Origin of the sequence: Roseateles sp. (genome assembly GCF_965229315.1) — a bacterium.
In the GTDB taxonomy this organism is placed as follows: Bacteria; Pseudomonadota; Gammaproteobacteria; order Burkholderiales; family Burkholderiaceae_C; genus Pelomonas.
In genome coordinates this window covers 1605554-1630490 of record NZ_CBDDJA010000002.1, presented here as the reverse complement: position 1 = coordinate 1630490, position 24937 = coordinate 1605554, and the positions used below count along the sequence as shown (strand labels likewise).

General features: G+C 69.4%; 26 protein-coding genes and 1 pseudogene. 16 read left to right on the top strand and 11 right to left on the bottom strand.

Features of this window, described 5'->3' with window-relative positions; translation table 11 throughout:
* The first annotated feature begins 14 nt into the window (after window positions 1-14).
* The 9 genes and pseudogenes from ACO07H_RS12265 to ACO07H_RS12225 form a co-directional block, all read left to right on the top strand.
* Complete coding sequence (locus tag ACO07H_RS12265) at window positions 15-1142, top strand: acyl-CoA dehydrogenase family protein (RefSeq protein WP_422014473.1); 1128 nt, start codon at window positions 15-17, stop codon at window positions 1140-1142.
* A gap of 16 nt (window positions 1143-1158) precedes the next feature.
* Entirely contained in the window at window positions 1159-1701 is a 543-nt protein-coding gene (locus ACO07H_RS12260; protein ID WP_422014471.1) for a DUF3617 domain-containing protein, read from the top strand.
* Window positions 1698-2435, top strand: coding sequence for a pseudouridine synthase (locus tag ACO07H_RS12255; RefSeq protein WP_422014469.1), 738 nt, complete (start codon window positions 1698-1700; stop codon window positions 2433-2435). Before ACO07H_RS12260 ends, ACO07H_RS12255 begins: the two co-directional genes overlap by 4 nt.
* Before the next feature lie 22 nt (window positions 2436-2457).
* The gene (locus ACO07H_RS12250; protein ID WP_422014467.1) at window positions 2458-3486 is read left to right on the top strand and encodes a bifunctional riboflavin kinase/FAD synthetase; all 1029 of its coding nucleotides are present in this window, start codon (window positions 2458-2460) and stop codon (window positions 3484-3486) included.
* Window positions 3487-3559: 73 nt separating this feature from the next.
* Window positions 3560-6382 (top strand): isoleucine--tRNA ligase, encoded by a 2823-nt coding sequence (ileS, locus tag ACO07H_RS12245; RefSeq protein WP_422014465.1) that lies wholly within the window; start codon window positions 3560-3562, stop codon window positions 6380-6382.
* A 94-nt stretch (window positions 6383-6476) separates the two neighbouring features.
* Window positions 6477-6968, top strand: a complete 492-nt coding sequence (lspA, locus tag ACO07H_RS12240; protein WP_422014463.1) for a signal peptidase II — start codon at window positions 6477-6479, stop codon at window positions 6966-6968.
* 106 nt (window positions 6969-7074) lie between these two features.
* Window positions 7075-7770: a LamG-like jellyroll fold domain-containing protein gene (locus ACO07H_RS12235; RefSeq protein WP_422014461.1), complete on the top strand. Its 696-nt coding sequence runs from the start codon at window positions 7075-7077 to the stop codon at window positions 7768-7770.
* Between the two features lie 38 nt (window positions 7771-7808).
* Window positions 7809-9275 carry an ATP-binding protein gene (locus ACO07H_RS12230; RefSeq protein WP_422014459.1) on the top strand — a complete coding sequence of 489 codons (1467 nt, stop codon included), beginning with the start codon at window positions 7809-7811 and terminating at the stop codon, window positions 9273-9275.
* Window positions 9276-9430: 155 nt separating this feature from the next.
* Window positions 9431-9913, top strand: a pseudogene (locus ACO07H_RS12225) (FxDxF family PEP-CTERM protein); the annotation flags it as partial.
* A 49-nt stretch (window positions 9914-9962) separates the two neighbouring features.
* Here the strand turns inward: ACO07H_RS12225 and ACO07H_RS12220 are convergent.
* On the bottom strand, window positions 9963-10952 hold the full coding sequence (locus tag ACO07H_RS12220; protein ID WP_422014457.1) for a quinone oxidoreductase family protein: 990 nt from the start codon (window positions 10950-10952) through the stop codon (window positions 9963-9965).
* Window positions 10953-11015: 63 nt separating this feature from the next.
* On the opposite strand from ACO07H_RS12220, the gene ACO07H_RS12215 reads away from it, so the two are divergent.
* From ACO07H_RS12215 to ACO07H_RS12195, 5 genes are all read left to right on the top strand, one after another.
* On the top strand, window positions 11016-11918 hold the full coding sequence (locus ACO07H_RS12215; protein WP_422014455.1) for a DMT family transporter: 903 nt from the start codon (window positions 11016-11018) through the stop codon (window positions 11916-11918).
* Window positions 11919-11990: 72 nt separating this feature from the next.
* The gene (locus ACO07H_RS12210; protein ID WP_422014453.1) at window positions 11991-12587 is read left to right on the top strand and encodes a pseudouridine synthase; all 597 of its coding nucleotides are present in this window, start codon (window positions 11991-11993) and stop codon (window positions 12585-12587) included.
* 80 nt (window positions 12588-12667) lie between these two features.
* Window positions 12668-13384 (top strand): SDR family NAD(P)-dependent oxidoreductase, encoded by a 717-nt coding sequence (locus ACO07H_RS12205; protein ID WP_422014451.1) that lies wholly within the window; start codon window positions 12668-12670, stop codon window positions 13382-13384.
* Window positions 13385-13441: 57 nt separating this feature from the next.
* Window positions 13442-14326, top strand: a complete 885-nt coding sequence (locus tag ACO07H_RS12200; protein WP_422014449.1) for a Tim44 domain-containing protein — start codon at window positions 13442-13444, stop codon at window positions 14324-14326.
* 83 nt (window positions 14327-14409) lie between these two features.
* Window positions 14410-16422 (top strand): prolyl oligopeptidase family serine peptidase, encoded by a 2013-nt coding sequence (locus tag ACO07H_RS12195; RefSeq protein ID WP_422014447.1) that lies wholly within the window; start codon window positions 14410-14412, stop codon window positions 16420-16422.
* On the opposite strand, the gene ACO07H_RS12190 is transcribed toward ACO07H_RS12195, so the two are convergent.
* From ACO07H_RS12190 to rpsP, 9 genes are all read right to left on the bottom strand, one after another.
* Complete coding sequence (locus tag ACO07H_RS12190; RefSeq protein ID WP_422014445.1) at window positions 16397-16936, bottom strand: histidine phosphatase family protein; 540 nt, start codon at window positions 16934-16936, stop codon at window positions 16397-16399. The two genes, ACO07H_RS12195 and ACO07H_RS12190, sit on opposite strands and share 26 nt — an antisense overlap.
* On the bottom strand, window positions 16936-17697 hold the full coding sequence (cobS, locus tag ACO07H_RS12185) for an adenosylcobinamide-GDP ribazoletransferase (protein WP_422014443.1): 762 nt from the start codon (window positions 17695-17697) through the stop codon (window positions 16936-16938). The genes ACO07H_RS12190 and cobS overlap by 1 nt, the downstream gene beginning before the upstream one ends.
* A gap of 4 nt (window positions 17698-17701) precedes the next feature.
* Window positions 17702-18727: a nicotinate-nucleotide--dimethylbenzimidazole phosphoribosyltransferase gene (gene cobT, locus ACO07H_RS12180; RefSeq protein ID WP_422014441.1), complete on the bottom strand. Its 1026-nt coding sequence runs from the start codon at window positions 18725-18727 to the stop codon at window positions 17702-17704.
* A 10-nt stretch (window positions 18728-18737) separates the two neighbouring features.
* Window positions 18738-19727 (bottom strand): CobD/CbiB family protein, encoded by a 990-nt coding sequence (locus ACO07H_RS12175; RefSeq protein WP_422014439.1) that lies wholly within the window; start codon window positions 19725-19727, stop codon window positions 18738-18740.
* 33 nt (window positions 19728-19760) lie between these two features.
* Window positions 19761-20444, bottom strand: coding sequence for a CoA pyrophosphatase (locus tag ACO07H_RS12170; protein ID WP_422014437.1), 684 nt, complete (start codon window positions 20442-20444; stop codon window positions 19761-19763).
* 64 nt (window positions 20445-20508) lie between these two features.
* Complete coding sequence (gene rplS, locus ACO07H_RS12165) at window positions 20509-20862, bottom strand: 50S ribosomal protein L19 (protein WP_422014435.1); 354 nt, start codon at window positions 20860-20862, stop codon at window positions 20509-20511.
* 144 nt (window positions 20863-21006) lie between these two features.
* Window positions 21007-21759, bottom strand: a complete 753-nt coding sequence (gene trmD, locus ACO07H_RS12160) for a tRNA (guanosine(37)-N1)-methyltransferase TrmD (protein WP_422014434.1) — start codon at window positions 21757-21759, stop codon at window positions 21007-21009.
* A gap of 10 nt (window positions 21760-21769) precedes the next feature.
* Complete coding sequence (gene rimM, locus ACO07H_RS12155) at window positions 21770-22360, bottom strand: ribosome maturation factor RimM (protein WP_422014432.1); 591 nt, start codon at window positions 22358-22360, stop codon at window positions 21770-21772.
* 6 nt (window positions 22361-22366) lie between these two features.
* Window positions 22367-22627: a 30S ribosomal protein S16 gene (gene rpsP / locus ACO07H_RS12150; protein WP_422014430.1), complete on the bottom strand. Its 261-nt coding sequence runs from the start codon at window positions 22625-22627 to the stop codon at window positions 22367-22369.
* Window positions 22628-22817: 190 nt separating this feature from the next.
* Between rpsP and ACO07H_RS12145 the strand changes: the two genes are divergently transcribed.
* Together ACO07H_RS12145 and ACO07H_RS12140 are read left to right on the top strand one after the other, a co-directional pair.
* Complete coding sequence (locus ACO07H_RS12145; RefSeq protein ID WP_422014428.1) at window positions 22818-23366, top strand: GNAT family N-acetyltransferase; 549 nt, start codon at window positions 22818-22820, stop codon at window positions 23364-23366.
* Window positions 23363-23797: a hypothetical protein gene (locus tag ACO07H_RS12140; protein ID WP_422014426.1), complete on the top strand. Its 435-nt coding sequence runs from the start codon at window positions 23363-23365 to the stop codon at window positions 23795-23797. The genes ACO07H_RS12145 and ACO07H_RS12140 overlap by 4 nt, the downstream gene beginning before the upstream one ends.
* Before the next feature lie 116 nt (window positions 23798-23913).
* Here ACO07H_RS12140 and ACO07H_RS12135 read toward each other — a convergent pair whose 3' ends face one another.
* Window positions 23914-24924 (bottom strand): inorganic phosphate transporter, encoded by a 1011-nt coding sequence (locus tag ACO07H_RS12135; RefSeq protein WP_422014424.1) that lies wholly within the window; start codon window positions 24922-24924, stop codon window positions 23914-23916.
* Between the last annotated feature and the right edge of the window lie 13 nt (window positions 24925-24937).

Below are 24937 nucleotides of genomic sequence, written 5' to 3'. Positions count from 1 at the left end.
AGGAGACAGACAAGATGGATTTCGATTTCACTGAAGACCAGCAAGCCCTGCGCGACGCCGTGCGCCGCTTCGTCGACAAGGACTACGGCTTCGAGCGCCGCACGCGGATCGAGCGCGCTGGCGGTTTCGACCGCAGTGCCTGGGACGGCCTGGCGGGCCTGGGCCTCACGGCGCTGGCCGTGCCCGAGGCTCATGGCGGCCTGGGTTTCGGCGCCGTGGAAGCCATGGTGGTCATGGAAGAACTCGGCCGTGGCCTGGTGCTGGAGCCCGTGGCCCAGGCTGCGCTGATCGCACCGGCGCTGCTGGGCCACGCGTCAGACGAATTGCAATCGGCCTGGTTGCCGCGCATCGCGGGTGGCGAAGCGCTGGTCGTGCTGGCTCACCAGGAAGCCAAGTCGCGCTACCGCCTCAACCGTGTGACGACGCGTGCCGTGGACGGCAAGCTGACCGGCGTGAAGAGCCTCGTGCCGGTCGGGGACATCGCAGACGCCTTCATCGTGCCCGCCCGCGTGGCCGGTGCGGACGACGCGGCGGATGGGATTGCCCTCTACCTCGTCGAGCGCAGCGCAGCCGGCGTGCACACGCGGGCCTATTCGCTGCACGACGGCTCACGCGCCGCCGAAGTGCACTTCGACGGCACGCCCGGCCAGCTCATCGCCGGCCCCGACCAGGGGCTGGCGCTGCTGGAACTGGCCGCGGACATCGGCATCGCCGCGCAGGCGGCCGAAGCCGTGGGTGTCATGGAGAAATACTTGGCGCTGACCGTCGAATACATGAACACGCGCAAGCAGTTCGGCGTCGCCATCTCCACGTTCCAGGCGCTGCGCCACCGCATCGCCGACGTGAAGATGCAGCTCGAACTGGCCCGCTCGATGAGTTACTTCGCCACGCTGCGCCTGGCCGACACGCCCGCCGTGCGTCGCCGCGCGGTGTCGCAGGCCAAGGTGCAACTCGGCAACGCCATGCGCTTCGTCGGCCAGCAGTGCACGCAACTGCACGGCGGCATCGGCGTCACGGACGAGTACGCCGGCAGCCACTACTTCAAACGGCTGACCGTCATGGAGATGCAATGGGGCGACACGATGCACCACCTCGGCGAGGTCAGCGCCAGGATGCAGGACACTGCGGGGGTGTTTGCCTGACCCCGGAGGTCGCCCGATGAAGTTCACCGCCGCTCTGCTGCTCGCCGGCCTCGCCGCTGGCGCTGCCCACGCCCAGACCATGAAGCCCGGACTGTGGGAGTTCAAACAGACGCCCCAGCTCGATCCCGCCCGCCAGGCCCAGATGGCACAAGCGCAGAAGGCCATGGAAAGCATGCCGCCCGAGCGACGCGCCATGATCGAGCAGATGATGGCCCAGAAGGGCGTCAACGTGAACATGGCGGGCGGCTCGATCACGATCAAGGCCTGCATCACCAAGGAACAGGCCGAGCGCAACATGGCGCCCGTCGCGCAGCACGGCAACTGCACCCAGGACGTCAAGCGCAGCGGCAGCGTCATCCAGACGCATTTCGTCTGCACCGACCCGGCGTCCGAAGGCGATGCGACGGTCACGCTGCGCGGCAACGACGCGTTCAGCAACGACGTCACCATCCGCCACCAGCGCCAGGGCAAGACGGAAACGACCAAGGTCAGCGGTGAAGGCCGCTGGCTCGGGGCCGACTGCGGCGACATCCAGCCGATGAAGTCCCTGGCCAAGTGAAGCAGAAGCTCTCGCAGATCCTGTTCAGCCAGGGCTTTGGCACGCGTCGCCTGTGCGCGGGGCTGGTGTGGCACGGTGAGGTCACGGTCAACGGGCAGGTCGTCGAGGAGCCGGACACGCTGTTCGAGACGGAGGGCCTGCGCTTCACCGTCGATGGCCGCGAGTGGCCTGTCGTCGACAAGGCGCTGGTCCTGCTGAACAAGCCGGCAGGCTACGAGTGCTCGCAAAAGCCCAAGCACCACCCCAGCGTGCTGAGCCTGCTGCCCGCGCCGCTGCGCGAACGGGGCGTGCAGCCCATCGGCCGGCTGGACGAAGACACCACCGGCCTGCTGCTGCTGACCGACGACGGCGCGCTGATCCACAAGCTGACCTCGCCCAAGCACCATGTGCCCAAGGTCTACGAGGCGCGTTGCAAGCATCCGCTGACGGCCGAGATGGTCGGGCAATTGCTGGCGGGCGTCGAACTTCGCGAGCCGGAGACCAAGCCGCCAGCCAAGTTCCAGCGCCCGCCTGAAATGACGCGGGCATACGGTGCCGAAATCGTCGACGAGACGCTGCTGCGCCTCACGCTGCTGGAGGGCAGGTACCACCAGGTCAAACGCATGGTGGCCGCCGTGGGCAACCGGGTCGAAGCCCTGCACCGGCCGCAGTTCGGTGCACTGACGCTGCCCGCCGAGCTCAAGCCGGGCGAATGGCGCTGGGTTGCCAGCCCCGCGGAGGTCTGGGGCCAATGACGCAGCGGGGACAATGAACCCGATGCGAGTGTTCAGAGGCTTCCACCATCCCGGCATTGCGCCCGCCTGCGCGCTGACCATCGGCAACTTCGACGGCGTGCACCGCGGCCACCAGGCCATGCTGGCGCTGCTGCGGTCCGAGGCCCGCCACCGGGGCCTGCCGAGTTGCGTGCTGACCTTCGAGCCGCATCCGCGCGACTTCTTCGCGGCCAAATCGGCCAAGCCCGAGCTGGCACCGGCGCGCATCGCGAACCTGCGCGACAAGCTCGTCGAGCTGGAACGGTGCGGTGTCGATCAAGTCGTCATCCTGCGTTTCGACGAAGCCCTCGCCTCGCTGCCGGCGCAGGACTTCATCCGCCAGGTGCTCGGCGACGGCCTGGGTGCGCGCTACGTGTTGGTGGGCGACGATTTCCGCTTCGGCGCCAAGCGCCAGGGCGACTACGCGACGCTGGATGCCGCGGGCAAGGCGCGCGGCTTCGACGTCGCCCGCATGATGAGCTATGAGGTGCACGGCCTGCGCGTCAGCAGTTCGGCCGTGCGACAGGCGCTCGCGGCGGGCGACATGAGTGCCGCAGCCTCGCTGCTGGGCCGGCCCTACGCGATCTCCGGGCACGTCACGCACGGCCGCAAGCTCGGTCGCCAGCTCGGCGAATCGACCCCAGGCGCCGCCGACGGCTTTCGCACGCTCAACCTGCGCTTCACGCACGACAAGCCCGCTGCGCAGGGCATCTTTGCGGTGCTCGTCCATGGCCTCGCACCCGAGCCGCTGCCCGGCGTCGCCAGCCTGGGCCGCCGGCCGACCGTGGAAGATGCCGGCCGCGTGCTGCTGGAAGTGCATTGCCTGCGATGGCCGCTCGGCGTGGAGGGGGGCTACGGTAAACTCGCCCGCGTGGAACTGCTGCACAAACTCCGCGACGAAGCCCGCTACGACGGGCTGGCGGCGCTCACGGCCGCCATCGCGGCCGACACCGAGGCAGCCCGCGCCTTCCTGGCCACCCACGCTTCGCTGCACGCCCAGGTCAGCCGCCAGACCACGCGCGACCGAATTTGAAGCGGCTCCCCGCCGCTCTTCGCTCCGCCTCCTTCGCCTTCTGACCGCCAGGCCCGCCGCCTGGCCGCACGCCATGACCACCCCGGACTACCGCTCCACGCTCAACCTGCCCGACACGCCCTTCCCCATGCGCGGCGACCTGCCCAAGCGCGAGCCGGGCTGGGTCAAGGCCTGGGACGAGCAAGGCCTGTACAAGCGCCTGCGCGACGCCCGCTGCGGCGCTCGCAAGTTCGTGCTGCACGACGGCCCGCCGTACGCGAACGGCCAGATCCATATGGGTCATGCGGTCAACAAGATCCTGAAGGACATGATCGTCAAGGCGCGCCAGCTGGCGGGCTTCGACGCGGCCTACATCCCCGGCTGGGACTGCCACGGCCTGCCCATCGAGAACCAGATCGAGAAGACCTTCGGCCGCGGCCTGCCGCGCGACGAGGTGCAGGCCAAGAGCCGCGCCTACGCCACCGAGCAGATCAACCAGCAGCGCGTGGACTTCAAGCGCCTGGGCGTGCTGGGCGACTGGGACCACCCGTACAAGACGATGGACTTCGTCAACGAGGCCGGCGAGATCCGCGTGCTGAAGCGGCTGTTCGAGCGTGGCTTCGTCTACCGCGGCCTCAAACCCGTGTACTGGTGCTTCGACTGTGGCTCGTCGCTGGCCGAGTTCGAGATCGAGTACGCTGACAAGCACTCGCCCGCCGTCGACGTGGCCTTCCTGAGCGCCGAGCCCGAGAAGCTCGCCGCCGCCTTCGGCGTCGCACCGCTGGCCAAGGAGGCATTCACCGTCATCTGGACGACGACGCCCTGGACCATCCCGGCCAACCAGGCGCTGAACCTGAACCCCGAGCTGCCCTACGCGCTGGTCGACACGCCCAAGGGCTATTTCGTCGTCGCCGAGGCGCTGGTCGAGAAGTGCCTGGCGCGCTGGCAACTGGAAGGCAGCGTCGTCGCCGTCGTGCCCGGCCGCGCGCTGGCGCTGCTGAAGTTCAAGCATCCGCTTAGCGCAGTGCATCCGGGCTACGACCGCGAGAGCCCGGTCTACCTGGCCGACTACGCCACCGCCGACGACGGCACCGGCGTGGTCCACTCCGCGCCCGCCTACGGCCTGGACGACTTCAACTCCTGCGTCGCGCACGGCCTGGCCTTCGACGACATCCTCAACCCCGTGCAAGGCAACGGCACCTACGCGGCCGACCTGCCGCTGTTCGGCGGCCAGCACATCTGGAAGGCCAACCCCGTTATCGCGCAGACGCTGCTCGACAACGGCCGTCTGATGGCGCAAAGCAAGCTGACGCACAGCTATCCGCACTGCTGGCGCCACAAGTCGCCGGTCATCTACCGCGCCGCCGCGCAGTGGTTCGTGCGCATGGACGAGGGCGACGGCGTCTTCACGACCGACAAAGCGCCCGAGACCCTGCGCAACACCGCGCTGGCCGCCATCGCGGCCACCAAGTTCTACCCGGAAAACGGCCGCGCCCGGCTGCACGACATGATCGCGGGCCGGCCCGACTGGTGCATCTCGCGCCAGCGCTCCTGGGGCGTGCCGCTGCCGGTGTTCCTGCACAAGGACACGGGCGACGCGCACCCGAACACGCTGGAGTTCATCGAGCGTGCCGCGCAGATCGTCGAGCAGGGCGGCGTGGAGGCGTGGTCGCAACTCGACGCGCGCGACTGGCTCGGTGACGAGGCCGCGCAGTACACCAAGGGCAATGACATCCTGGACGTCTGGTTCGACTCCGGCTCCACCTTCCAGCACGTGCTCAAGGGCAGCCACAAGGGCGCGGCGCATGAGACCGGCCCCGAGGCCGACCTCTATCTGGAAGGCCATGACCAGCACCGCGGCTGGTTCCACAGCTCGCTGCTGCTGAGTTGCGCGCTGCAGGGTCGCGCGCCCTACCGCGGCCTGCTGACCCACGGCTTCACCGTGGACAGCCAGGGCCGCAAGATGAGCAAGTCGCTGAACAACGGCATCCAGCCGCAGGAGGTCAGCGAGAAGCTGGGCGCCGAGATCATCCGCCTGTGGGTGGCGGCCTCGGACTATTCCGGCGACATCGCCGGGGACAAGAAGATCCTGGACCGCGTCGTCGACGGCTACCGCCGCATCCGCAACACGCTGCGCTTCCTGCTCGCCAACGTCAGCGACTTCGACCCGGCGACGGACACTGTCGCGCCCGAGGACCTGCTGGAAGTGGACCGCTACGCGCTGGCCCGCGCCGCCGAGCTGCAGGCCGATATCCTGGCCCACTTCGAGCGCTACGAGTTCCACCCGGTCGTCGCCAAGCTGCAGGTCTACTGCTCCGAGGACCTGGGCGCGTTCTACCTGGACGTGCTGAAGGACCGCCTCTACACGACCGCGCCCAAGAGCCTGGCGCGCCGCTCGGCGCAGACGGCGCTGTGGCAGATCACGCACGCCATGCTGCGCTGGATGGCGCCCTTCCTCAGCTTCACGGCCGAGGAAGCCTGGGCCCTGTTCGGCAAGAGCGACAGCATCTTCACCGAAACCTACTGGGACTTCGGCATTACGGACGCCGCGCTGCTGGCCAAGTGGCACCGCATCCACGAGATCCGCGACGAGGTCAACAAGGCCATCGAAGCCGTGCGCGTGACCGGCGCCGTCGGCGCGTCGCTGCAGGCGGAGCTGGTACTCCAGGTGAACGAGCAGGACCAGATGCTGCTCGCCAGCCTGGGCGACGACCTGCGCTTCGTGTTCATCACGTCGTCGGTGCGCCTCGCATCGGCAGGCGAACTGGGCGTGCTCGTCACGCCCAGCAGCCACGCCAAGTGCGAACGCTGCTGGCACTACCGCGCCGATGTCGGCCAGAACCCGGCCCATCCGACGATCTGCGGCCGCTGCGACAGCAACCTGCACGGCACGGGCGAAACCCGTACCGTCGCCTGAGCGCCCCACCGCCCGGCGGGCCGCGCGCCGTCGCGCGCGGCCCGGGTACATTTGCGCCCCTCTGCCTGATCACCCCGCTCCGGCCTCGCCGACCATGCCCAAGCACTCCTCCGCCGCGCCCGGCCTCGCCCAGTGGCTGCTCATCGCCGCCCTCATCATCCTGGCCGACCAGTTCACCAAGATCCTGGTGCTGGGCGCCTTCCAGCTCGGCGACGTGCGCCCCGTCACCGGCTTCTTCAACCTGGTGCGCGCGCACAACTACGGCGCTGCCTTCAGCTTCCTGCACGGCGCCTCGGGCTGGCAGCGCTGGTTCTTCCTGGCGCTGGGCGTGGTTGCCGCCGCCGTCATCGTCTGGATGCTGCGCCGGCACGGCCAGCAGCGGCTGTTCGCCTGGGCGCTGACGCTGATCCTGGGCGGCGCGCTGGGCAACGTCATCGACCGCGCCATCCACGGCTACGTCGTCGACTTCATCCAGGTGCATGCCGGCGGCTGGTACTTCCCGGCGTTCAACGTGGCCGACAGCGCGATCACGGTCGGCGCCGTGCTGCTCATCCTGGACGAACTGCGCCGCGTACGCCGCGGCTGAGCGCCGGCCGAACAGGCAACCGGACACCTGCACCTCCCTTGCCTTGGGGGGAGGCGCCCGGTGCACCCCTCGGCTACGCTGCCGGTCAACTCCGGAGACTGCTGCCATGCGCCTGTTCGTTGCCACCCTCGCCCTGTCCGCCGCTGCACTGGCCCAGGCCCAGACCGCCAGCCACGTGTACCTGATGAACGACGCCAGCGACCTGCTCGGCGGCCCCGCGTTGACGACGCTGGGCGGTGACTTCACCACCCAGGCCGGCCGCTACAGCTTTGGCGCCAACCAGGGCCTCTCGCTCGAAAACGCCGTCAATGCCAGCGTCTACACGATTGACTTCGTCTTCAATTTCGACCTGGTGAGTGGCTATCGCCGCCTGATCGACTTCAAGGCGTTGACTTCCGACACCGGCCTGTACAACTACAGCAGCCAGCTGAAGTTCTACAACGAGGCCACCGGCCCGGACAGCGTGTTCGCCATCGCCACGGACGCCCGCGTCACACTGACCCGCGACGCTGCCGGCCTGCTGACCGGCTACGTCAACGGCGTGCTGCAGTTCCAGTTCAACGACACGGCTGGCCTGTCGCAGTTCAGCGGCGCCAACCAGATCGCCTACTTCTTCCGCGATGACAACGCGGTGAGCGGCGAGGCCAGCGCCGGCAGCATCGACTACCTGCGCATCTACGACACGGCGCTCACCGCCAGCCAGGTCGCCAACCTCGCCTCGCCCGTGCCGGAACCGGCGACGGGCGTGCTGGCGCTGGCAGGTATCGGTCTTTTCGCACTGCTGCGCCGCCGTCGCGCCTGAAGCGTCGCCGACAATGCGGGGTTGATTCCCCGCCGCCGATGCTTCTCGACTTTGCCAGCCTGAGCCACTACGACTGGCTCGATGTCCCGCTGTGGGTCTTCGACCCCGAACAACAGCGCAACCTCTGGGCCAACGCTGCGGCCCTTCGCTTCTGGCACGCCGACAGCGCCGAAGAATTCCTCTCGCGCGACTTCTCCGAGCATGGCGATGCCGTGCGCGAACGCCTGGCCGTCACGGCCGCCGACCACGCCCAGGGCAGGATCGTGCGCGAGCAGTGGACCCTGTACCCCAAGGGCGAGCCCACCACGGTGATGCTGGTCTCGCGCGGCATGCGCACGCCGGATCGCCGCCAGGTCATGCTGTTCGCGGCCGATTCCCTGGGCGGCGATGCCGACCTGTCGATGCTGCGTGGCGTCGAGGCGCTGCAGCACACCTCGGTGCGCATCGCCGTCTTCGGCCTGCAGCGCGGCGATCTGCTGATGCGCAACCCGGCCGCCGCATTGACCTTCGGCGACACGCCACCGGCCGCCGGCCAGACCGAGTTCGGCAGCCTGTTCGCCCATGGCGCCGATGCCGACAGCATCCTCTGCCGCGTGCTGCGTGGCGACACCTGCCGCCAGGACGTCGAACTGCAGACACTGGACGGCCGGCGTTGGCATGCGCTGGACGCCCGCCCCATGCGCGACCCGGTCACGGGCGACACCGTCATGCTCTTCAATGCCCGTGACATCGCCGACCTGAAGGCCAGCCAGGCCGAACTCGTGGCCGCACGCGAGGCGGCGGAATCGGCCAGCCACGCCAAAAGCGCCTTCCTCGCCAACATGAGCCACGAGATCCGCACGCCCATGAACGGCGTACTGGGCTTGACCGAACTGGTGCTGCAGACCGAGCTGAACGCGCGCCAGCGCCGCTTCATCGAGATGGCCCACGACTCCGCCAAGGGACTGATGACCATCATCAACGACCTGCTCGACGTGGCGAAGATCGAAGCCGGCAAGATCGTCATCGACGCGCACCCGTTCAGCCTGCACGACTGCCTGGGCGAATCGATGCAGCCGCTGCTGCTGCAGGCGCACGACAAGGGCATCCAGCTCAACACCACAGTCCAGGCCGGCGTGCCGTCTTGGCTGGTGGGCGATGCGCTGAGGCTGCGCCAAGTGCTGATCAACCTAGTCGGCAACGCGCTGAAGTTCACCGAGCACGGCGAGGTGCGGGTCGAGATCGCGCTGGCCGACGCCCATGACAACGATCCGCCGCAGCGGCTGCGGCTGCGCATGGCCGTCAGCGACACGGGCATCGGCATGACGCGGGACCAGATCGGGCAGATCTTCGACCCCTTCACCCAGGCCGACGGCAGCATCACGCGCCGCTACGGCGGCACGGGCCTGGGGCTGACCATCGTGCAGCGCCTCATCGCCTTGATGGGCGGCAGCATCGCCGTCGAAAGCGAGCCCGGGGTCGGTTCCTCGTTCAGCTTCGAGGTCGTGCTGCGCCGTATCGCCTGAGCACCACCGGGTTTTCACCACCCGCAGCTGCGGGATGTGTTGCGAGGCGTGTCGTTCAGCTGTCATCCTAGGGATGCCATACTCAAGGCCATAACCTATTTCCGCCAACGAGTCCGACCATGATGCTCAAGCCCGCTCTGATCTCCGCCGGTCTGCTGCTCGCCAGCACCATCGCGTCCGCGTCGACGCCCATCACGCTGACCACCACGGGCCCCAACCAGTGGTCGGGCAGTTTCTCGGCCGCCGTCAGTGGCGCCAACACGTTCACGCTGGACCTGAGCAGCCTGGCCGCGCTGACCAGCATCAACCTGAACGCCGTCATCACCGCCAACTTCGCGGCCGGCAGCGGCTTCGACGTGACGGGCGTGACCTTTGACGGCAACCCGTTCAGCGCCGACGTCAACACCTCGTTCCCCGGCGGCATCGGCGTCGATGTGTGGACCTATGCGGCCACCAGCCTGACGCCCACGCTGCACACGCTGGTCGTCACCGGCAACCTGATCGGCGGCTCGGTCGGCTTCACCGGCTCGCTCAACATCCAGGCGCAGCCGGTGCCGGAGCCCGAAAGCTATGCGCTGATGCTCGCCGGCCTGGCCGCCATCGGCGCCATCGCCCGCCGCCGCAGCAACGCGCGCTGAACGGACCCCGCTCCAAACCAGGCCGGCCACTGCGCCGGCCTTGTCGTTTTCAGGGCAGCAACACGGCGCTGCCCAGCAGGCGGCGCGCCTGCAGGTCGCGATGCGACTCGGCCGCGTCGGCCAGCGCGTAGCGCTTGTCGATGCGGATCTTGACCTGTCCGCTGGATACCATCGCGAACAGCTCGTCGCCCATCGCCTGCGCCGCCCCGCGCGTGGCGATGTGCGTGAACAGCGTCGGCCGGGTCACGTAGATCGACCCCTTGGCCGCCAGCGTCGCGACGCTGAACGGCGGCACCGGCCCGGAGGCGCCGCCGAAGCTGACCATCAGGCCGAACGGCGCCAGGCAGTTCAGCGAGCCCTCCCAGGTGTCGGCACCGACCGAGTCGTAGACCACCTTGACGCCGCGCCCGCCCGTGATCTCGCGCACCCTCGCCGCAAAATCCATCTCGCGCCGGTAGTTGATGGCGTGTGCGGCACCCTGGTCCAGCGCGAGCTGGCACTTCTCGTCGCTGCCCGCGGTCGCGATCAACTGCAGGCCCAGCGCCCTGGCCCACTGACAGGCGATGAGGCCGACGCCGCCGGCCGCTGCGTGGAAGACGACGAAATCGCCCGCCTTCAGGCCATCCTGCGGCAGCGTGCGGCGCAGCAGGTATTGCACGGTCAGGCCCTTGAGCATCATCCCGGCCGCGGTGTCGAACGCGATGTCGTCGGGCAGCCTCAGCACGGCCTTGGCCGGCATCACGCGCGCCGTGGCGTAGGCGCCCGGCGGCTGGCTGGCGTAGGCGGCACGGTCACCGGCCTTGAGGTGCGTAACACCCTCACCCACGGCCTCCACGACGCCCGCGCCCTCCATGCCCAGGCGCGCGGGCAGCGGCATCGGGTAGGTGCCGTCGCGGTGGTAGACGTCGATGTAGTTCAGCCCGCAGGCCTGGTGGCGGATGCGGATTTCACCGGGGCCGGGCTCGCCGACGTCCACCGCCACCAGCTTCAACTGCTCCGGGCCGCCCGGGGCTTCGATCACCACGGCCTTTTCAGTCATCACGCATCTCCTGGTTGAGTTGTCGGCTATCGTGCCAGCCCTTTGCCCGCCGCGCGACCGGTGATGAAGCTGACCCCACGACTTGCTCTGCTGCTGACGCTGCCGCCCCTGCTGTGGGCCGGCAACGCCGTCGTCGGCCGAGCAGTGCGCGACGCCATCCCACCGATGACGCTGAACGCGCTGCGCTGGCTGCTCGCCTCGATGCTGCTCGCGCCGTTGGCGCGCCGCCTGCTGGCCGACCCGCGGGAGGCGCTCAAGCGCTGGCGCAGCCTGGCCTGGCTGGGCTTTCTCGGCATGGGTTGCTACAACGCGCTGCAGTACCTGGCGCTGCACACCTCGTCGCCGCTGAACGTGACGCTGATCACCGCCAGCATGCCGGTGTGGATGCTGGGCGTAGGTGCGCTGGCCTACGGCGTGAAGCCGACGCGCCGCCAGGCGGCGGGCGCCGGGCTGTCGCTGCTGGGCGTGGCGCTGGTCATCGCACGCGGCGAACCTGGCGCGCTGCTGGCGGTGCGCTTCGTGCCGGGCGACCTGCTGATGCTGCTGGCCATCTTCACCTGGGCGGTGTATTCGTGGATGCTGGCCCGGCCGATGAGGGGGCTGCGGCCCGGCGAGACGCCGGATTGGAACTGGGCCGAGTCGCTGATGTCGCAACTGATGTTCGGTGTCGTGTTCTCAGCCGTCGCGGCGGGCGCAGAACAGGTCGTGGTGCCGACGGCCATCCAGTGGAGCCCGGCGCTCGTCGCGGCGCTGGTCTACGTGGCCATCGGGCCGTCGCTGATCGCCTACCGCTGCTGGGGCCTGGGCGTGGCGGAGGCCGGGCCGGCGGTGGCCGGCTTCTTCGTCAACCTGACGCCGGTGTTCGCCGCCCTAATCTCTGCCGCGCTGCTGGGCATCGCGCCGGCCTGGTACCACGGCGTGGCCTTCGCGCTGATCGTGGCGGGCATCGTCGTGTCGTCGCGATGAGATGGTGAGCCACTCGCCCAAACTTGCCTCGCTGAACGCTGGCAAGTCCGGTCCGTCCCCGTGGGAACGGCGATGAACATCCGCGTGCTGCACGCCGACGACCGGCTGGTCGTCATCGACAAACCCGCCGGCCTGCTCAGCGTGCCGGGCCGCATCGAAGCGGACTGCGCCAGCGCCCGTGTGCAGACGCTGTACCCGGACGCCCTCGTCGTGCACCGCCTGGACCAGGCCACGTCCGGCCTGCTGCTGTTCGCGCGCGGCGCGCAAGCCCAGCGCGACCTGAGCGCCGAGTTCGCTGCGCGACGCGTGGGCAAGGCGTACATCGCCATCGTCGGCGGCACGCTCGACGGCGAAGGCCTGATCGACCTGCCCTTGGCGGCCGACTGGCCGAACCGGCCGCGCCAACAGGTCAGCGTCGACCTGGGCAAGCCCTCGCAGACGCGCTGGCGCGTGCTGGCCCGCGAGGGCCCCCACACGCGCGTCGCGCTCGAACCATTGACCGGCCGCACGCACCAATTACGCGTGCATCTGGCTTCACTCGGGCATGCCATCCTCGGCGACACGCTGTACGCTGCGCCAGACATCGCCGCCGCCAGCCCGCGCCTGCTGCTGCATGCCAGCGAGCTGCACGTGGCCGGGCATCATTTCTTCTGCCCACCGGACTTCTAGACATGCAACCCCCACGCTCGCTTCACTCGCTGCCCCCCGAGGGGGCGCCCTCGCGCTCGGGACGGCCCAGCGCGCAAGCCATGCATCTCTACATCGTCACCGGCAGTTCCCGCGGCCTGGGCGCCGCGCTCGTGCAGCAGCTCACGGCGCCCGAGCACACCGTCATCGGCATCGCGCGCCGCGAGAATCCGGCGCTGCAGGCCGAGCAGTGGACGCTGGACCTGGCCGATCCACTGCCTGCCGCCCAGCGGCTGCAGGCCTGGCTGCACGCCCACCGTGACGCGAACCGCGGCTGGGACAGCGCCACATTGATCAACAACGCCGCGCTGCTCAGCGCGCCCGGCCCGCTGGCCGCCACCGACCTCGACAGCCTGTCGGCGGCGCTGCGCGTCGGCCTGGAGGCGCCCACGCTGCTGAGCCGCGTCTTTCTCGCCGGGACCGCGGGCGTCCCGACCCGGCGCATCCTGAACATCTCGTCCGGCCTGGGCCGGCGCGCGATGGCCGGTGCGGCGTCGTACTGCGCCGTCAAGGCCGGGCTGGACCACCTCAGCCGCGCACTCGCGCTGGAGGAGCCGGGCGTGGGTATCGTGTCGCTGGCGCCCGGCGTCATCGACACCGACATGCAGGTGCAGTTGCGCGGCACCGACCCGAAGAGCTTCCCGGAGCAGGCGCGCTTCCAGGGTCTCAAGGACGGCGGCCAGCTGCAGACGGCGGACGAGACTGCCGCCGCCATTGTTCGGTTTCTCATGCGGCCAGACTTCGGAAAAACCATCGTCTCGGACATCCGGGATGCTTGAAAATCACGCGTCGAGCGCCATCTATGGGTCCGCTCCCACACTTTCTGGAGACTTCACGTGAACCGCATCCTCGCTGTGAGCCTGGCCGCCCTGCTGGCCTTCGCCCTGCCCGCCCACGATGCCGAGGCCAAGCGCCTGGGCAGCGGCGGCATGAAGCGCAGCGTGCCTGCGCAAACCACGCCGAACACGCCGCCGGCCCAGCAACCCGCCGCGCCGCAACAGGCCGCGCCGGGCAAGCAGGCCGCCGCGGCACCGGCTGCCGCTGCCGCGCCCAAGCGCTCGTGGATGGGCCCGCTGGCCGGCCTGGCCGCCGGTCTGGGCCTGGCCGCGCTGGCCAGCCACTTCGGTCTCGGCGGTGAGTTGGCCAACCTGATGACCATGGTGCTGCTGGCCCTGGCGGCGTTCTTCGTCATCCGCTTCGTCATGCGCCGCTTCGCGGCGCCGAAGTCGCCGCAACTGGCCGCTGCCAATGGCATGAACTTCGACGCGCAGCCGCAGCAGCCGGCCTGGAACGCGCAACCCGCCACCGGCACCGCCGCAACGGCTGCGGCCGTCGCGGCGCCGCTCGCTTCGGCCCTGCCCGCCGACTTCGACGCCGCCGGCTTCGAGAAGATCGCCAAGCAGGTGTTCATCCGCCTGCAGGCGGCCAACGATGCCGGTGACCAGGCCGACCTGCGCCGCTTCACGACGCCGCAGATGTACGCCAGCATCCAGCACGACCTGCTGGAGCGCGGCACGCAGGTGCAACGCACCGAAGTGCTGCAGCTGGACGCCAACGTCGTGGACGTCGCCACCGAGAACGGCGAGCAGATCGTCTCCGTGCGCTTCTCGGGCCTGGTGCGCGAGGCGAGCGACCTGGCCGCGCAGGACTTCGACGAGGTCTGGCACCTGGCCAAATCGGGTGAAGGCTGGCTGATCGCCGGCATCCAGCAGACGGCATGACCGACGACACACCGGGTTGGACCTGAGTCCGGCCCGCATGAGAATGGGCGCCTCTTCGAGCGCCCATTTCCTTTTGAGGCCCCATGATCCATCTCACTCCGCTGCGCTTCTCCGTCTGCGCCCTGGCCACCGCATTGCTGGCCGCCTGCGCGTCCACGCCGGCACCGGCACCGGTCGTCCAGCCCAACGCCAACCTCGTCGTGCAGGGCATCCCGCCCGTGCCGCAGAGCCTGGCCGACACGGTCGGCCGCTACAACGACTTCCGCGGCCACAGCTTCACCGACTGGCACCCGACGAAGCGCGAGATGCTGGTCAGCCACCGCAAGGCGGGGGCCGACACGGCGCAGCTGTTCCGCGTGACCTCCCCCTTGGCTGAAGGCGAGCAGCTGACGGACGGCATCGACCCCGTCGTGCGCGCCAGCTACGAGCCGCGCGAGGGCCGCTACATCGTCTTCGAGCGCGCCACCGGCGGCAACGAGGTCGCGCAGATCTACCGCCTGGCGCTGGGCCAGCCCGGCGCCCTGCCCGTGCTGCTGACCAGCCCCAACGAGCGCCACGCGGTGAACACCTGGCTGCGCAAGAGCGGCCAGCTGATCTACTCGTCGGTGCCCATCGACCGCACGGCCGAAGGCGGCTCACGCGCGAAGATCGCGACGACGCTGTGGCTGATGGACCCGGAGAAGCCCGAGGCGCGGCGCAAGCTCGCCGAGCTGGACGGCGGCGGCTGGGGTACGGGCCGGCCGTCGCCCGACGAGCGGCAGATCCCGCTGACGCGCTACCTGTCGGCCAACGAATCGCAGATCTGGATGATGGACGCCGCCAGCGGCGTGGCCAGGCAGGTCGTGCCGGCCGTGGGCAGCCAGGAACCCAAGGCCAGCTACGCACCCGCCGGCTGGTCGCCGGACGGCCGCACGCTGTGGATCGCCAGCGACCGCGCCGGCGAGTTCCGCGAGCTGATGAAGCTGGACCTCGCCAGCAGCCGCATCGACCGCGTCAGCAGCCACATCCCGTGGGACGTCAGCGGCGTGACGATGACCGAGGACGGCAGCCGCATGGCCGCGCAGTTCAACGTCGACGGCCGCGACGAGATCCGCTTCTTCGACCCCGCCACGGGCCAGGAGTTGCCCGCGCCCGCCGTGCTGCCCAACGGCAACGTCGGCACGGCCCGCTACAACACGTCGCGCGGTGAACTGGCCTTCTCGATCAGCAACGCCCAGGGGCCCAGCCAGATCTACTCGCTGGGCACCGATGGCCGCGTGCAGCAGTGGACGCGCGCCGCCGCACCCGCGGGGCTGGACACGTCAACGTTCGCCGAGCAGCAGATCGTGCGCTGGAAGAGCTTCGACGGCACGGCCATCTCCGGCCTGATGACCAAGCCGCCGGCGGCCAAGTTCTCCGGCAAGCGGCCCGTGCTGATCTCCATCCACGGCGGCCCCGAGGGCCAGGCCACGTTCGGCTTCCTGGGGCGCAGCGCCTACTTCGTGCAGGAACTGGGCATGGCGCTGATCCAGCCCAACGTGCGCGGCTCCGCCGGCTACGGCAAGAGCTTCCTGGCGATGGACAACGGCTTCAAGCGCGAGGACTCGGTCAAGGACATCGGCGCGCTGCTGGACTGGATCGCCACGCAGCCCGACCTGGACGCGTCGCGCGTGCTCGTCACCGGCGGCAGCTACGGCGGCTACATGACGCTGGCCGTGTCGACGAACTACGCGGACCGCATCGCCGGCGCCATCGACGTGGTCGGCATCTCGCACTTCGTGACCTTCCTGAAGAACACCGAGAGCTACCGCCGCGACCTGCGCCGCGTCGAGTACGGCGACGAGCGGGACCCGGCCATGCGCGAGCACCTGGAGAAGATCTCGCCGCTGACCAACGCCGCGAAGATCAGGAAGCCGCTGTTCGTCATCCAGGGCAAGAACGACCCGCGCGTGCCCTACACCGAGGCCGAGCAGATCGTCGCCAAGGTGCGCGAGGGCGGCACGCCGGTCTGGTACCTGCGCGCCGAGAACGAGGGCCATGGTTTCCAGAAGAAGGAAAACCAGGACTACCAGTTCTACGCCACCGTGCTGTTCATGCAGCAGACGGTATTGAAGTAGCCCGCCCATAGGCCGGTGGCGCTGGCCAGGTGGCGGGCGCCGGCCGCTCGCCGGCGCACTGCTGCCGCCACAGGCGAGCGTTGATCCAGCCGCCGTGCCCCACGGCGAGCGCGCAGCTGGGCTGCCAGGCGGTCACGCGCCCGAGCAGACCGTTCAGGGACTCACCGCCCTCGAAATCGAAAGCGGCGAAGTCCGCCATCCAGCGGTCGAACCCGGCTTGCGGGATGTCGGCCCAGCGCCGGCCGTCCCAGGCGCCGAAGTCGATTTCGGCCAGCGCCGCATCGGCCCGCCAGCAAAAGCCCCAGCGCTTCAGCCAACGGCCCACATCGGCGGCGCGGGCCAGCGGCGACGTGACGACCTCCCGCGGCAAGCCATGGCGGCGGGCATGCGCGCGGATGCGGTGCGCGAGGCGCTTGGCCTTGCGCCGGTCCACGGGCAGATCGGTGCGCGCACCGATGCAGCGCCCCGCCGCCCCCTGCGGCTTGGGGTGGCGCCAGATCGTGAAGGCTGGCATCAGAGCGCTGCCGCGAACGCCAGCAGCACGGCGATCTCGGCCAGTTGCTCCGTGGCGCCCAGGCCATCGCCGGTGTAGCCGCCCAGGCGGCGCTTCAGCCACTGGCGCATCAGCAGCGCGGCCAGCGTCGCGGCAGCGAGCGCTGCGATCAGGCGCGGCAGGTAGGCACCCAGCGCCAGCAACGCGCCCATGATCAGCCCGCACCAGGCCAATGCGATGAAGAAGTTGCGCGGCGCCACGGCCAGCGCCAGCGGCTTGGCCTTGGCGTGCTCGACGTCACCGCCATACGGCAGGCTGACCATGACGCCCACGGCCGCCGCGCGCGCGAAGGCATGGCTGGCGACCAGCGCCGCAACCGGCACCCACAGCGGGCGTGACGCCAGCACCCCGAGCAACGCGGCGCGCAGCAGCAGCGTCAGCCCCAGCGCCAGCGCGCCGTAGCTGCCGATGCGCGAGTCCTTCATGATCGCCAGCGCCTTGTCGCGGCCGACGACGCCGCCCAGCGCATCGAAGGTGTCGGCCAGGCCGTCTTCGTGGAAGCCCCCCGTCAAGGCCACCGTCACCGTCAACGCCAGCACGGCCGCGACCGCAGGGGGCCAGAGCTGCGTCGCGCCGATCAACACGGCAGCGCCCACCGCGCCGACCAGCGCGCCGACCAGCGGAAAGTGGCGCACGCAGTCGTTCAGCCACGCCGGCTCGAAGCGGTTGAGCCGCACCGGCAGCCGGGTCAGGAACTGCAGCGCAACGAGGAACAGCCGCACCGCGTCAGTCCCGGTTGCTGACGCCGGCGCTCTCGAAGCTCGCCATGTCGGCCAGCAGCGCGCAGGCGGCCGTCAGCAGCGGCCAAGCCAGCGCGGCACCGCTGCCCTCGCCCAGACGCAGATCCAGGTCCAGCAGCGGGCGCACGCCCAACTGCTGCAGCCAGCGCGCATGCGGGCCCTCGGCCGAGCGGTGCGCGAACACGCAGGCGGCCAGCACGCCGGGCCGCAGCGCGTCGGCCAGCGCCACGGCAGCCGTCGTGATGAAGCCGTCGACGACGACGACACGCCGCTGCGCTGCGGCCGCCATGACGCTGCCGGCCATCGTGACGATCTCGAAGCCACCCAGCGCCGCGGCGATCTCCAGCGGCGTCTGCGCCGCGGCGTTTGCCGCCAGCGCCTCGCCCAGCACCGCGAGCTTGCGCGCGAGGCCGGCATCGTCCAATCCTGTGCCGCGGCCCACGCAATCGGCGAGAGGCTGGCCCGTGAGGCGTTGCATCAGCAGACTCGCGGACGACGTGTTGCCGATGCCCATCTCGCCCAGCAGCAGCGCATTGCCCGGCAGCCGCTCGACCAGCACCATGCCCTTGCGCAGCGCCTGTTCGGCCTGCGCCATCGTCATCGCGGGGCCGGCGCTGGCGTCGGCCGTGCCGGCCGCGATGCGCAGGTCGGCGGCGCCCGCAGCGAGCGGCGCATCGACGCCGCAGTCCGCGACCGTCAGCGCCAGGCCCTGCTGACGCGCCAGCACCGACACGGCCGCGCCGCCGGCCAGCATGTTGGCGACCATCTGCGGCGTGACCTCGCGCGGGTAGGCCGACACGCCGCGCCGGGACAGGCCATGGTCGGCCGCATAGACGACGAGCTGCGGCTGCCGCAAGGAAGGCCGCTCGACGCCCTGGATCAACGCCAGCTGCAACGCCAGCGCCTCGATGCGGCCCAGCGCGCCCAACGGCTTGGTCTTGTGATCCAGCGCGTGCTGCACTTGCACGGCGAGGTCAGGCTCGGCCAGCGCCGGCAGGTCGGGAAAGTTCATGGCGAAGAGATCAGCCAACCAGGTTGGCCAGCGTCAGCAGGGCCAGCAGCAGCATCCACAGCACAACCGAGCGCCAGACCAGGCCCACAACGCTCTGCAGATGGCCCAGTTGCGGCAGTGCACCGGCCGTGGAGCCCGCCGCACCGGTGGCCTCGGGCTCGGAGCCGGCGTCGAAGGTCTTGCTGCGGTCCGGCGTGATGCCGGGCGCGGCGGCGCCGCCCAGCTGCAAGCCCACGGCGCCCGCGGCGGACGCGAGGATGATGCCTTCGTTGGGATGCAGCCACAGGCTGGCATCGCGACGCCAGCCGTTCACGGCCTCCTCGAAGTTGCCGACGATGGCAAAGCCTGTGGCCGTCAGACGCGCGGGCACATGGTCGATGAGGACGAAGGCCTGTCGCGCCAGCGCCAGCAGGCGTGGGTTGGTGGGCGCATCCAGCGTGCGGCTCTTGAAGGCCCAGTAGCGGCTGGCGAACTCCGCCATGCGGTACAGCACCGCACCGGCCGGGCCCAGGCCTATCGTCGAGCAGACGATGAACCAGAAGAACACGCCGAACACATGGCGGTGCGCGGCCAGCAGCGAATGCTCGATGACGTGGCGGATCAGCTCGGTGCGCGGCAGCTCGCTCGCGTCGAGGTGGCGCCACTCCGCCAGCAGGCCGCGCGCGGTCGTGTCGTCGCCGCGCTCCAGCGCGTCGCGGATGTCGGTGAAGTAATGGCTGAACTGCCGGAAACCCAGCGTCAGGTACAGGATGAGCACATCCAGCGCCAGCGCCAGCAGCACGCTGAAGTGGCGCAGCGCCCAGTACAGCAGCGCGATGGCCAGGCCTGGCACGAGCACCGTGATGGCCCACACGACGACCGCATGGTGCTCGTCGCCGGCATCGAAGTTGCGCCCCGTCCACCGCACCCAGCCGATGACCGACTGGTGCACGCGGTTGCCATGCCTCAGGGGCTTGAGTTGTTCACACAACAGGGCCAGCAGCACCGCAAAGAAATTCATGGGCCGGGATGATAGTGGCGCCACGCGCCTCGCTCAGGCAGTGGCGAGCAATCGGTAGAGGTTGCGCAACATCGCTGCCGTCGCGCCCCAGATGAAGTACTCCCGCTGCGGCCCCTGCCATGGCATGGACAGGAAGCGCCGCTCGGTGCCGGCGAACTCGAAGCGGTGGTGCTGGTGGTGGGCCGGGTCCATCAGGAAGGCCAGCGGCACCTCGAAGGCCTCGGCGACCTCGACCGGGTCGAGCTGCAGCGTGAAGCCGGGCTCCACCAGCGCCACGACGGGCGTCACCTGGAAGGCCGTCACCGTCGAGTAGATGGGCAACTGGCCGATGACGTCGATGTAGCGGCGCGCCAGGCCGATCTCTTCCTCGGTCTCGCGCAGCGCGGTCGCCACGGGCCCATCGTCTTCGGGCTCGACGCGTCCACCCGGAAAGCTGATCTGGCCGGCGTGGTCGCGCAGGTGGTCGGTGCGGCGGGTCAGCAGCAGGCTCAGACCGGCCTCGCGCCGCACCAGGGGCACCAGCACGGCGGCGCCCGCGGGCGCGCGGTCGGCGAACAGGCCGCCATCACCGGCGAACTCAGGGGTCCAGTCGTGCTGCGCCTGCAGCCGTGCGCGAATCGCCTGGGGCAGCAAGGCCGCGGCGGGCACAGCCGGCAGGTGGCTGTCGACGCCGATGACCGGTGCGAGCTGGGGTTGGGTGATGGCGGGGCGTTTCATGCGAAAAGACAAAAGCCGCCGAGAGCGTAGGCTCCGGGCGGCTTGCGTGCCGAAAGCAGGCTGATTAAGCCAGCTTCTCCTTGATACGTGCCGACTTGCCCGAACGCTGGCGCAGGTAGTACAGCTTGGCGCGGCGGACGTCACCGCGGCGCTTGACTTCGATGGTCGCGATCAGCGGGCTGTAGAGCTGGAACGTGCGCTCGACGCCTTCGCCGCTGGAGATCTTGCGGACGATGAAGCTGCTGTTCAGGCCGCGGTTGCGCTTGGCGATGACGACGCCTTCGTAGGCCTGCACGCGCTTGCGGGTGCCTTCAACGACGTTGACGCTGACGATCACGGTGTCGCCGGGGGCGAAAGCCGGGATGGCCTTGTTCAGGCGAGCAATTTCTTCTTGCTCAAGGGTTTGGATCAGGTTCATCTGTACTCCTGGGATCTTGGCGGTGCCGCTATTTATCGGGATGTTTGCAACTGGCCTTCACGCTTCTTTCATCGTGAACACCAGCCACTCGACCCGCCAGAGGATCGGACAGCCCGCTAGTGTAGCGCGGACCGCGGTTTTCGCCTAGAGCCCGGCCAGAAAGGCCTCATCGGCCTTGCTGAGCAGGCCGGCAGCACGCGCGGCGGCGATCAGATCGGGCCGGCGCGCGAAGGTCAGCGCCAGGGACTTCTCGCGGCGCCAACGCCGGATGTCGGCGTGATGCCCGGACAACAACACGGGCGGCACCGCGCGGCCATCTGCCAGCAGCTCCGGCCGGCTGTAGTGCGGGCAGTCCAGCAAGCCGTCCGAAAAGCTGTCCTGCAGATGGGACTGCGCATCGCCCAGCACGCCGTCCTGCAGGCGCGCGACGGCATCCAGCAGTGCCAGCGCCGGCAGTTCGCCGCCGGACAGCACGAAGTCGCCCAGGCTCAGTTCCAGCGTGACATGGCGGTCCAGCACGCGCTGGTCGATGCCTTCGTAGCGGCCGCACAGCAGGATGGCGCCGGGGCCGGCAGCCAGTTGCTGCACGCGCGCCTGGTCGATGCGCGCACCGGTGGGCGTGAAGTGGATGACGGCGGGCTCGGCCTCGCCGTGCTCCGCCATGCGTTCGGCCTTCGCGGCCGCCAGCGCCTTCTCCAGCGGCTCGGCCAGCATGACCATGCCCGGTCCGCCGCCATAGGTTCGGTCGTCGACGCGGCGGTAGTTGTCGTCCGCGAAATCGCGCAGCGGCCACAGCCGCACGTCGACCTGCCGGCTCTCGAAGGCGCGCCGCGTGACGCCGTGCGCCAGGTGCGGCGCGAACAGCTCCGGGAAGATCGTCAGGACGTCGAAGCGCACGGCGCCAGCCTCAGAAGTCGAGGCCCCAGTCGACGCGGATCTGCTTGGCTTCCAGGCTCACGTCATCGACGAACGCCGCGACGAAGGGAATCAAGCGTTCCTGGTCCGGCTTGGCCGGCTCTTGCACGCCGGGCGGCAGGATGCGCAACACCGCGTGCGGGCCGGTGTCGATGAGGCCGATGACGCGGCCCAGCGGCTGCGACTCGCGGTTGAGGACATCGAGGCCGATCAAGTCCACCCAGTAGTACTCGCCGTCGGGCGTGCGTGGGAAATCGCTGCGCGGGATGTGGATCTCATGGCCGCGCAGCGCCTCGGCGGCATTGCGGTCGTCCACACCCTCGGCCGTGGCGACGATGCCTTCGCCCTGCTCGCGCACGGAGCGTACGACCAGCACGGACTGCGCCGGTTTGGGGCCGGTGGACACCAGGTACCAGCGCTTGGCGCTGAACAGCGCGTCCGCATCGGTCGAGTAGGCCTGCACCTTGAGGCCGCCCTTGATGCCCCAGGCATCCAGGATGCGCCCTACCGGCAGCAGATCTTCGGGCCAGGAAGCAAAAGACGGCGCCGAAGCGCCGTCTTGCTGAGGCTTGTTGCCTGCCACGCGTGCTTAGGCGGCAGCGACAGCAGCCGTCTTCGCGTCGTCGACCAGACGGGCGACGGTGGGCGACAGCTGGGCGCCGACACCGGTCCAGTAGCTGATGCGGTCTTGCGCGACGCGCAGCTTCTCGGCGGCGCCGGAAGCGATGGGGTTGTAGAAGCCGACGCGCTCGATGAAGCGGCCGTCACGACGTTGGCGGCTGTTCGACACGACGATGTTGTAGAACGGACGCTTCTTGGAGCCGCCGCGGGCCAAACGAATCACAACCATGATGTTTCCTAAAAATTGGGTGACCACCGCACGAGGAGACACTCAGGGCGAGCAAGTCGAGTAGCAGGAACCCTCTGCCAAGGGAGACACTGTAGATACGCCGCAGCCCTGTTTGAAAGAGCAGCGACCAGCGCCAAACCCAGCATTATAAACTGGACGCGAACCAGTTCAAGTCGTTCCCCCACAGCAAATGTCACAGCCCTCTGCCAACGCCCCTTTGACGATACGCCCGAGCACCGACGCCGACGTGCCCGCGATCCAGGCCATCTACGGCCAGGCGGTGCTCAAAGGCACCGGCACTTTCGAAACCGAAGTGCCCGGCGTCGAGGAAATGGGCCGCCGTCGCCAGGAGGTGCTGGGCCGCCACCTGCCGTGGCTGGTCGCCGAGCGGGGCGGCGTGGTGCTGGGCTACGCCTATGCGAACTACTTCCGCCCTCGCCTGGCCTACCGCTTCTGCGTCGAGGACTCGATCTACCTGTCGCCAGCCGCGCAGGGCCAGGGCCTGGGCCGGCTGCTGCTGGCCGAGTTGATGGCGCGCTGCGAGGCGGCCGGTGCGCGCCAGATGCTGGCCGTCATCGGTGATGCCGCGAACGCCGGCTCCATCGGCGTGCACACCGCGCTGGGCTTCGAGCACAACGGCGTGCTGAAAAGCGCCGGCTGGAAATTCGGTCGCTGGCTGGACGTCGTGCTGATGCAGCGCACGCTCGGCCTGGGCGACAGCGCGGCGGCCAGCGAATGAACCACGACATCAAGCACAAGGCCGTCGCGACGTGGCTGGCCTTGCTGGTGGGCGTGTTCGGCGTCCACCGCTTCTACCTGCACGGGCTGAAGGACCGCTGGGGCTGGTTGTTCCCGCTGCCGACGCTGCTGGGCTTCATCGGCCTGCAGCGCATGGAACATCTGGGCCAGGATGACCGCCTGGCCTGGGCGCTGATCCCGCTGCTGGGCGTGAGCCTCGTCGCTGCGCTGCTGAGCGGCATCATCTACGGGCTGACGCCGGACGAGCGCTGGAACGCCCGCTTCAACGCCGGCCGCCCCGCGTCAGCAGGCGGCTGGCCCGCCATCATCGGCGTCGTGCTGTGCCTGCTGATCGGTGGCACGACGCTGATGGCGACGATCGCCTTCAGCGCCCAACGATATTTCGAATCGCAGGTCGCCGACACGCCCTGAATTCGCCGCGCACGCAGCGCGGCGGCCCCTCCAGCGACGCCCATCGATCCGGCTTTGCCGGGCCGTCGGGCGTGACCCCGTTGCGGGGGGGCGACCGTCAGGCCATAAGGGGCGCGTCAATAAATGGCGAAGCTGATCCAGTAGCAGACGCCGGACATCAGCGCTGCGGCGGGAATCGTGAAGATCCACGCCCAGACGATGCTGCCGGCCACGCCCCAGCGCACCGCCGAGGCCCGTTGCACCGATCCCACGCCGACGATGGCGCCGGTGATGGTGTGCGTCGTCGACACCGGCACGCCCAGCGCCGTGGCGACGAACAGCGTGATCGCGCCGCCCGTCTCCGCACAGAAGCCGCCCACGGGCTTGAGCTTGGTGATGCGCTGCCCCATGGTCTGCACGATGCGCCAGCCGCCGAACATGGTGCCCATGCCGATGGCGATGTAGCAGGAGACGATGACCCAGGTCGGTGGCGAATGCTCGCCGACGCCGACCATGCCGGCTGCGATCAGCAGCATCCAGATCAGGCCGATGGTCTTCTGCGCATCGTTGCCCCCATGCCCGAGGCTGTACAGGCCGGCCGACACGAGCTGAAGGCGGCGGAACCAGCGGTCGATGCGCAGCGGCGACTTGTGCCGGCACACCCAGGCCACGATCACCATCATCAGCGAGCCCAACACGAACCCCAGCAGCGGCGAGATGACGATGAAGGCCACGGTCTTCCAGATGCCGCCGGCGATCAGGGCCTGCGGGCCGGCCTTGGCGACGACCGCACCGGCAATGCCGCCGATCAGCGCATGCGACGAGCTGGACGGGATGCCCCAGTACCAGGTGATGAAGTTCCAGGCGATGGCGCCCATCAGCGCGCCGAAGATGACATGGTGGTCGACCACCCCGGGCTCGACGATGCCCTTGCCTATCGTGGCCGCCACGTGCAGCTGGAACACCAGCACGGCCAGGACGTTGAAGAAGGCGGCGAACAGCACGGCCTGCTGGGGCTTGAGCACGCCGGTGGAGACGACCGTGGCGATGGAGTTGGCCGCGTCGTGGAAGCCGTTCATGAAATCGAACAGCAACGCCAGCACGACGAGCAGCGCCACCACCCAGAAGGCGATTTCTGCGTGAGGCATGGTCGCTCCGGGG

Excerpts from the sequence above, each read along its gene's own strand:
- ACO07H_RS12220 (WP_422014457.1), bottom strand. The coding sequence starts at position 10,952 with ATGACTGAAAAGGCCGTGGTGATCGAAGCCCCGGGCGGCCCGGAGCAG.
- ACO07H_RS12210 (WP_422014453.1), top strand. The coding sequence starts at position 11,991 with ATGAACATCCGCGTGCTGCACGCCGACGACCGGCTGGTCGTCATCGAC.
- ACO07H_RS12260 (WP_422014471.1), top strand. The coding sequence starts at position 1,159 with ATGAAGTTCACCGCCGCTCTGCTGCTCGCCGGCCTCGCCGCTGGCGCT.
- rplS (WP_422014435.1), bottom strand. The coding sequence starts at position 20,862 with ATGAACCTGATCCAAACCCTTGAGCAAGAAGAAATTGCTCGCCTGAAC.
- ACO07H_RS12265 (WP_422014473.1), top strand. The coding sequence starts at position 15 with ATGGATTTCGATTTCACTGAAGACCAGCAAGCCCTGCGCGACGCCGTG.
- ACO07H_RS12235 (WP_422014461.1), top strand. The coding sequence starts at position 7,075 with ATGCGCCTGTTCGTTGCCACCCTCGCCCTGTCCGCCGCTGCACTGGCC.
- lspA (WP_422014463.1), top strand. The coding sequence starts at position 6,477 with ATGCCCAAGCACTCCTCCGCCGCGCCCGGCCTCGCCCAGTGGCTGCTC.
- ACO07H_RS12195 (WP_422014447.1), top strand. The coding sequence starts at position 14,410 with ATGATCCATCTCACTCCGCTGCGCTTCTCCGTCTGCGCCCTGGCCACC.
- ACO07H_RS12215 (WP_422014455.1), top strand. The coding sequence starts at position 11,016 with ATGAAGCTGACCCCACGACTTGCTCTGCTGCTGACGCTGCCGCCCCTG.
- ACO07H_RS12170 (WP_422014437.1), bottom strand. The coding sequence starts at position 20,444 with ATGAAACGCCCCGCCATCACCCAACCCCAGCTCGCACCGGTCATCGGC.
- ACO07H_RS12140 (WP_422014426.1), top strand. The coding sequence starts at position 23,363 with ATGAACCACGACATCAAGCACAAGGCCGTCGCGACGTGGCTGGCCTTG.
- ACO07H_RS12135 (WP_422014424.1), bottom strand. The coding sequence starts at position 24,924 with ATGCCTCACGCAGAAATCGCCTTCTGGGTGGTGGCGCTGCTCGTCGTG.
- ACO07H_RS12175 (WP_422014439.1), bottom strand. The coding sequence starts at position 19,727 with ATGAATTTCTTTGCGGTGCTGCTGGCCCTGTTGTGTGAACAACTCAAG.
- ileS (WP_422014465.1), top strand. The coding sequence starts at position 3,560 with ATGACCACCCCGGACTACCGCTCCACGCTCAACCTGCCCGACACGCCC.
- ACO07H_RS12230 (WP_422014459.1), top strand. The coding sequence starts at position 7,809 with ATGCTTCTCGACTTTGCCAGCCTGAGCCACTACGACTGGCTCGATGTC.
- ACO07H_RS12250 (WP_422014467.1), top strand. The coding sequence starts at position 2,458 with ATGCGAGTGTTCAGAGGCTTCCACCATCCCGGCATTGCGCCCGCCTGC.
- cobT (WP_422014441.1), bottom strand. The coding sequence starts at position 18,727 with ATGAACTTTCCCGACCTGCCGGCGCTGGCCGAGCCTGACCTCGCCGTG.
- ACO07H_RS12145 (WP_422014428.1), top strand. The coding sequence starts at position 22,818 with ATGTCACAGCCCTCTGCCAACGCCCCTTTGACGATACGCCCGAGCACC.
- rpsP (WP_422014430.1), bottom strand. The coding sequence starts at position 22,627 with ATGGTTGTGATTCGTTTGGCCCGCGGCGGCTCCAAGAAGCGTCCGTTC.
- ACO07H_RS12205 (WP_422014451.1), top strand. The coding sequence starts at position 12,668 with ATGCATCTCTACATCGTCACCGGCAGTTCCCGCGGCCTGGGCGCCGCG.
- ACO07H_RS12190 (WP_422014445.1), bottom strand. The coding sequence starts at position 16,936 with ATGCCAGCCTTCACGATCTGGCGCCACCCCAAGCCGCAGGGGGCGGCG.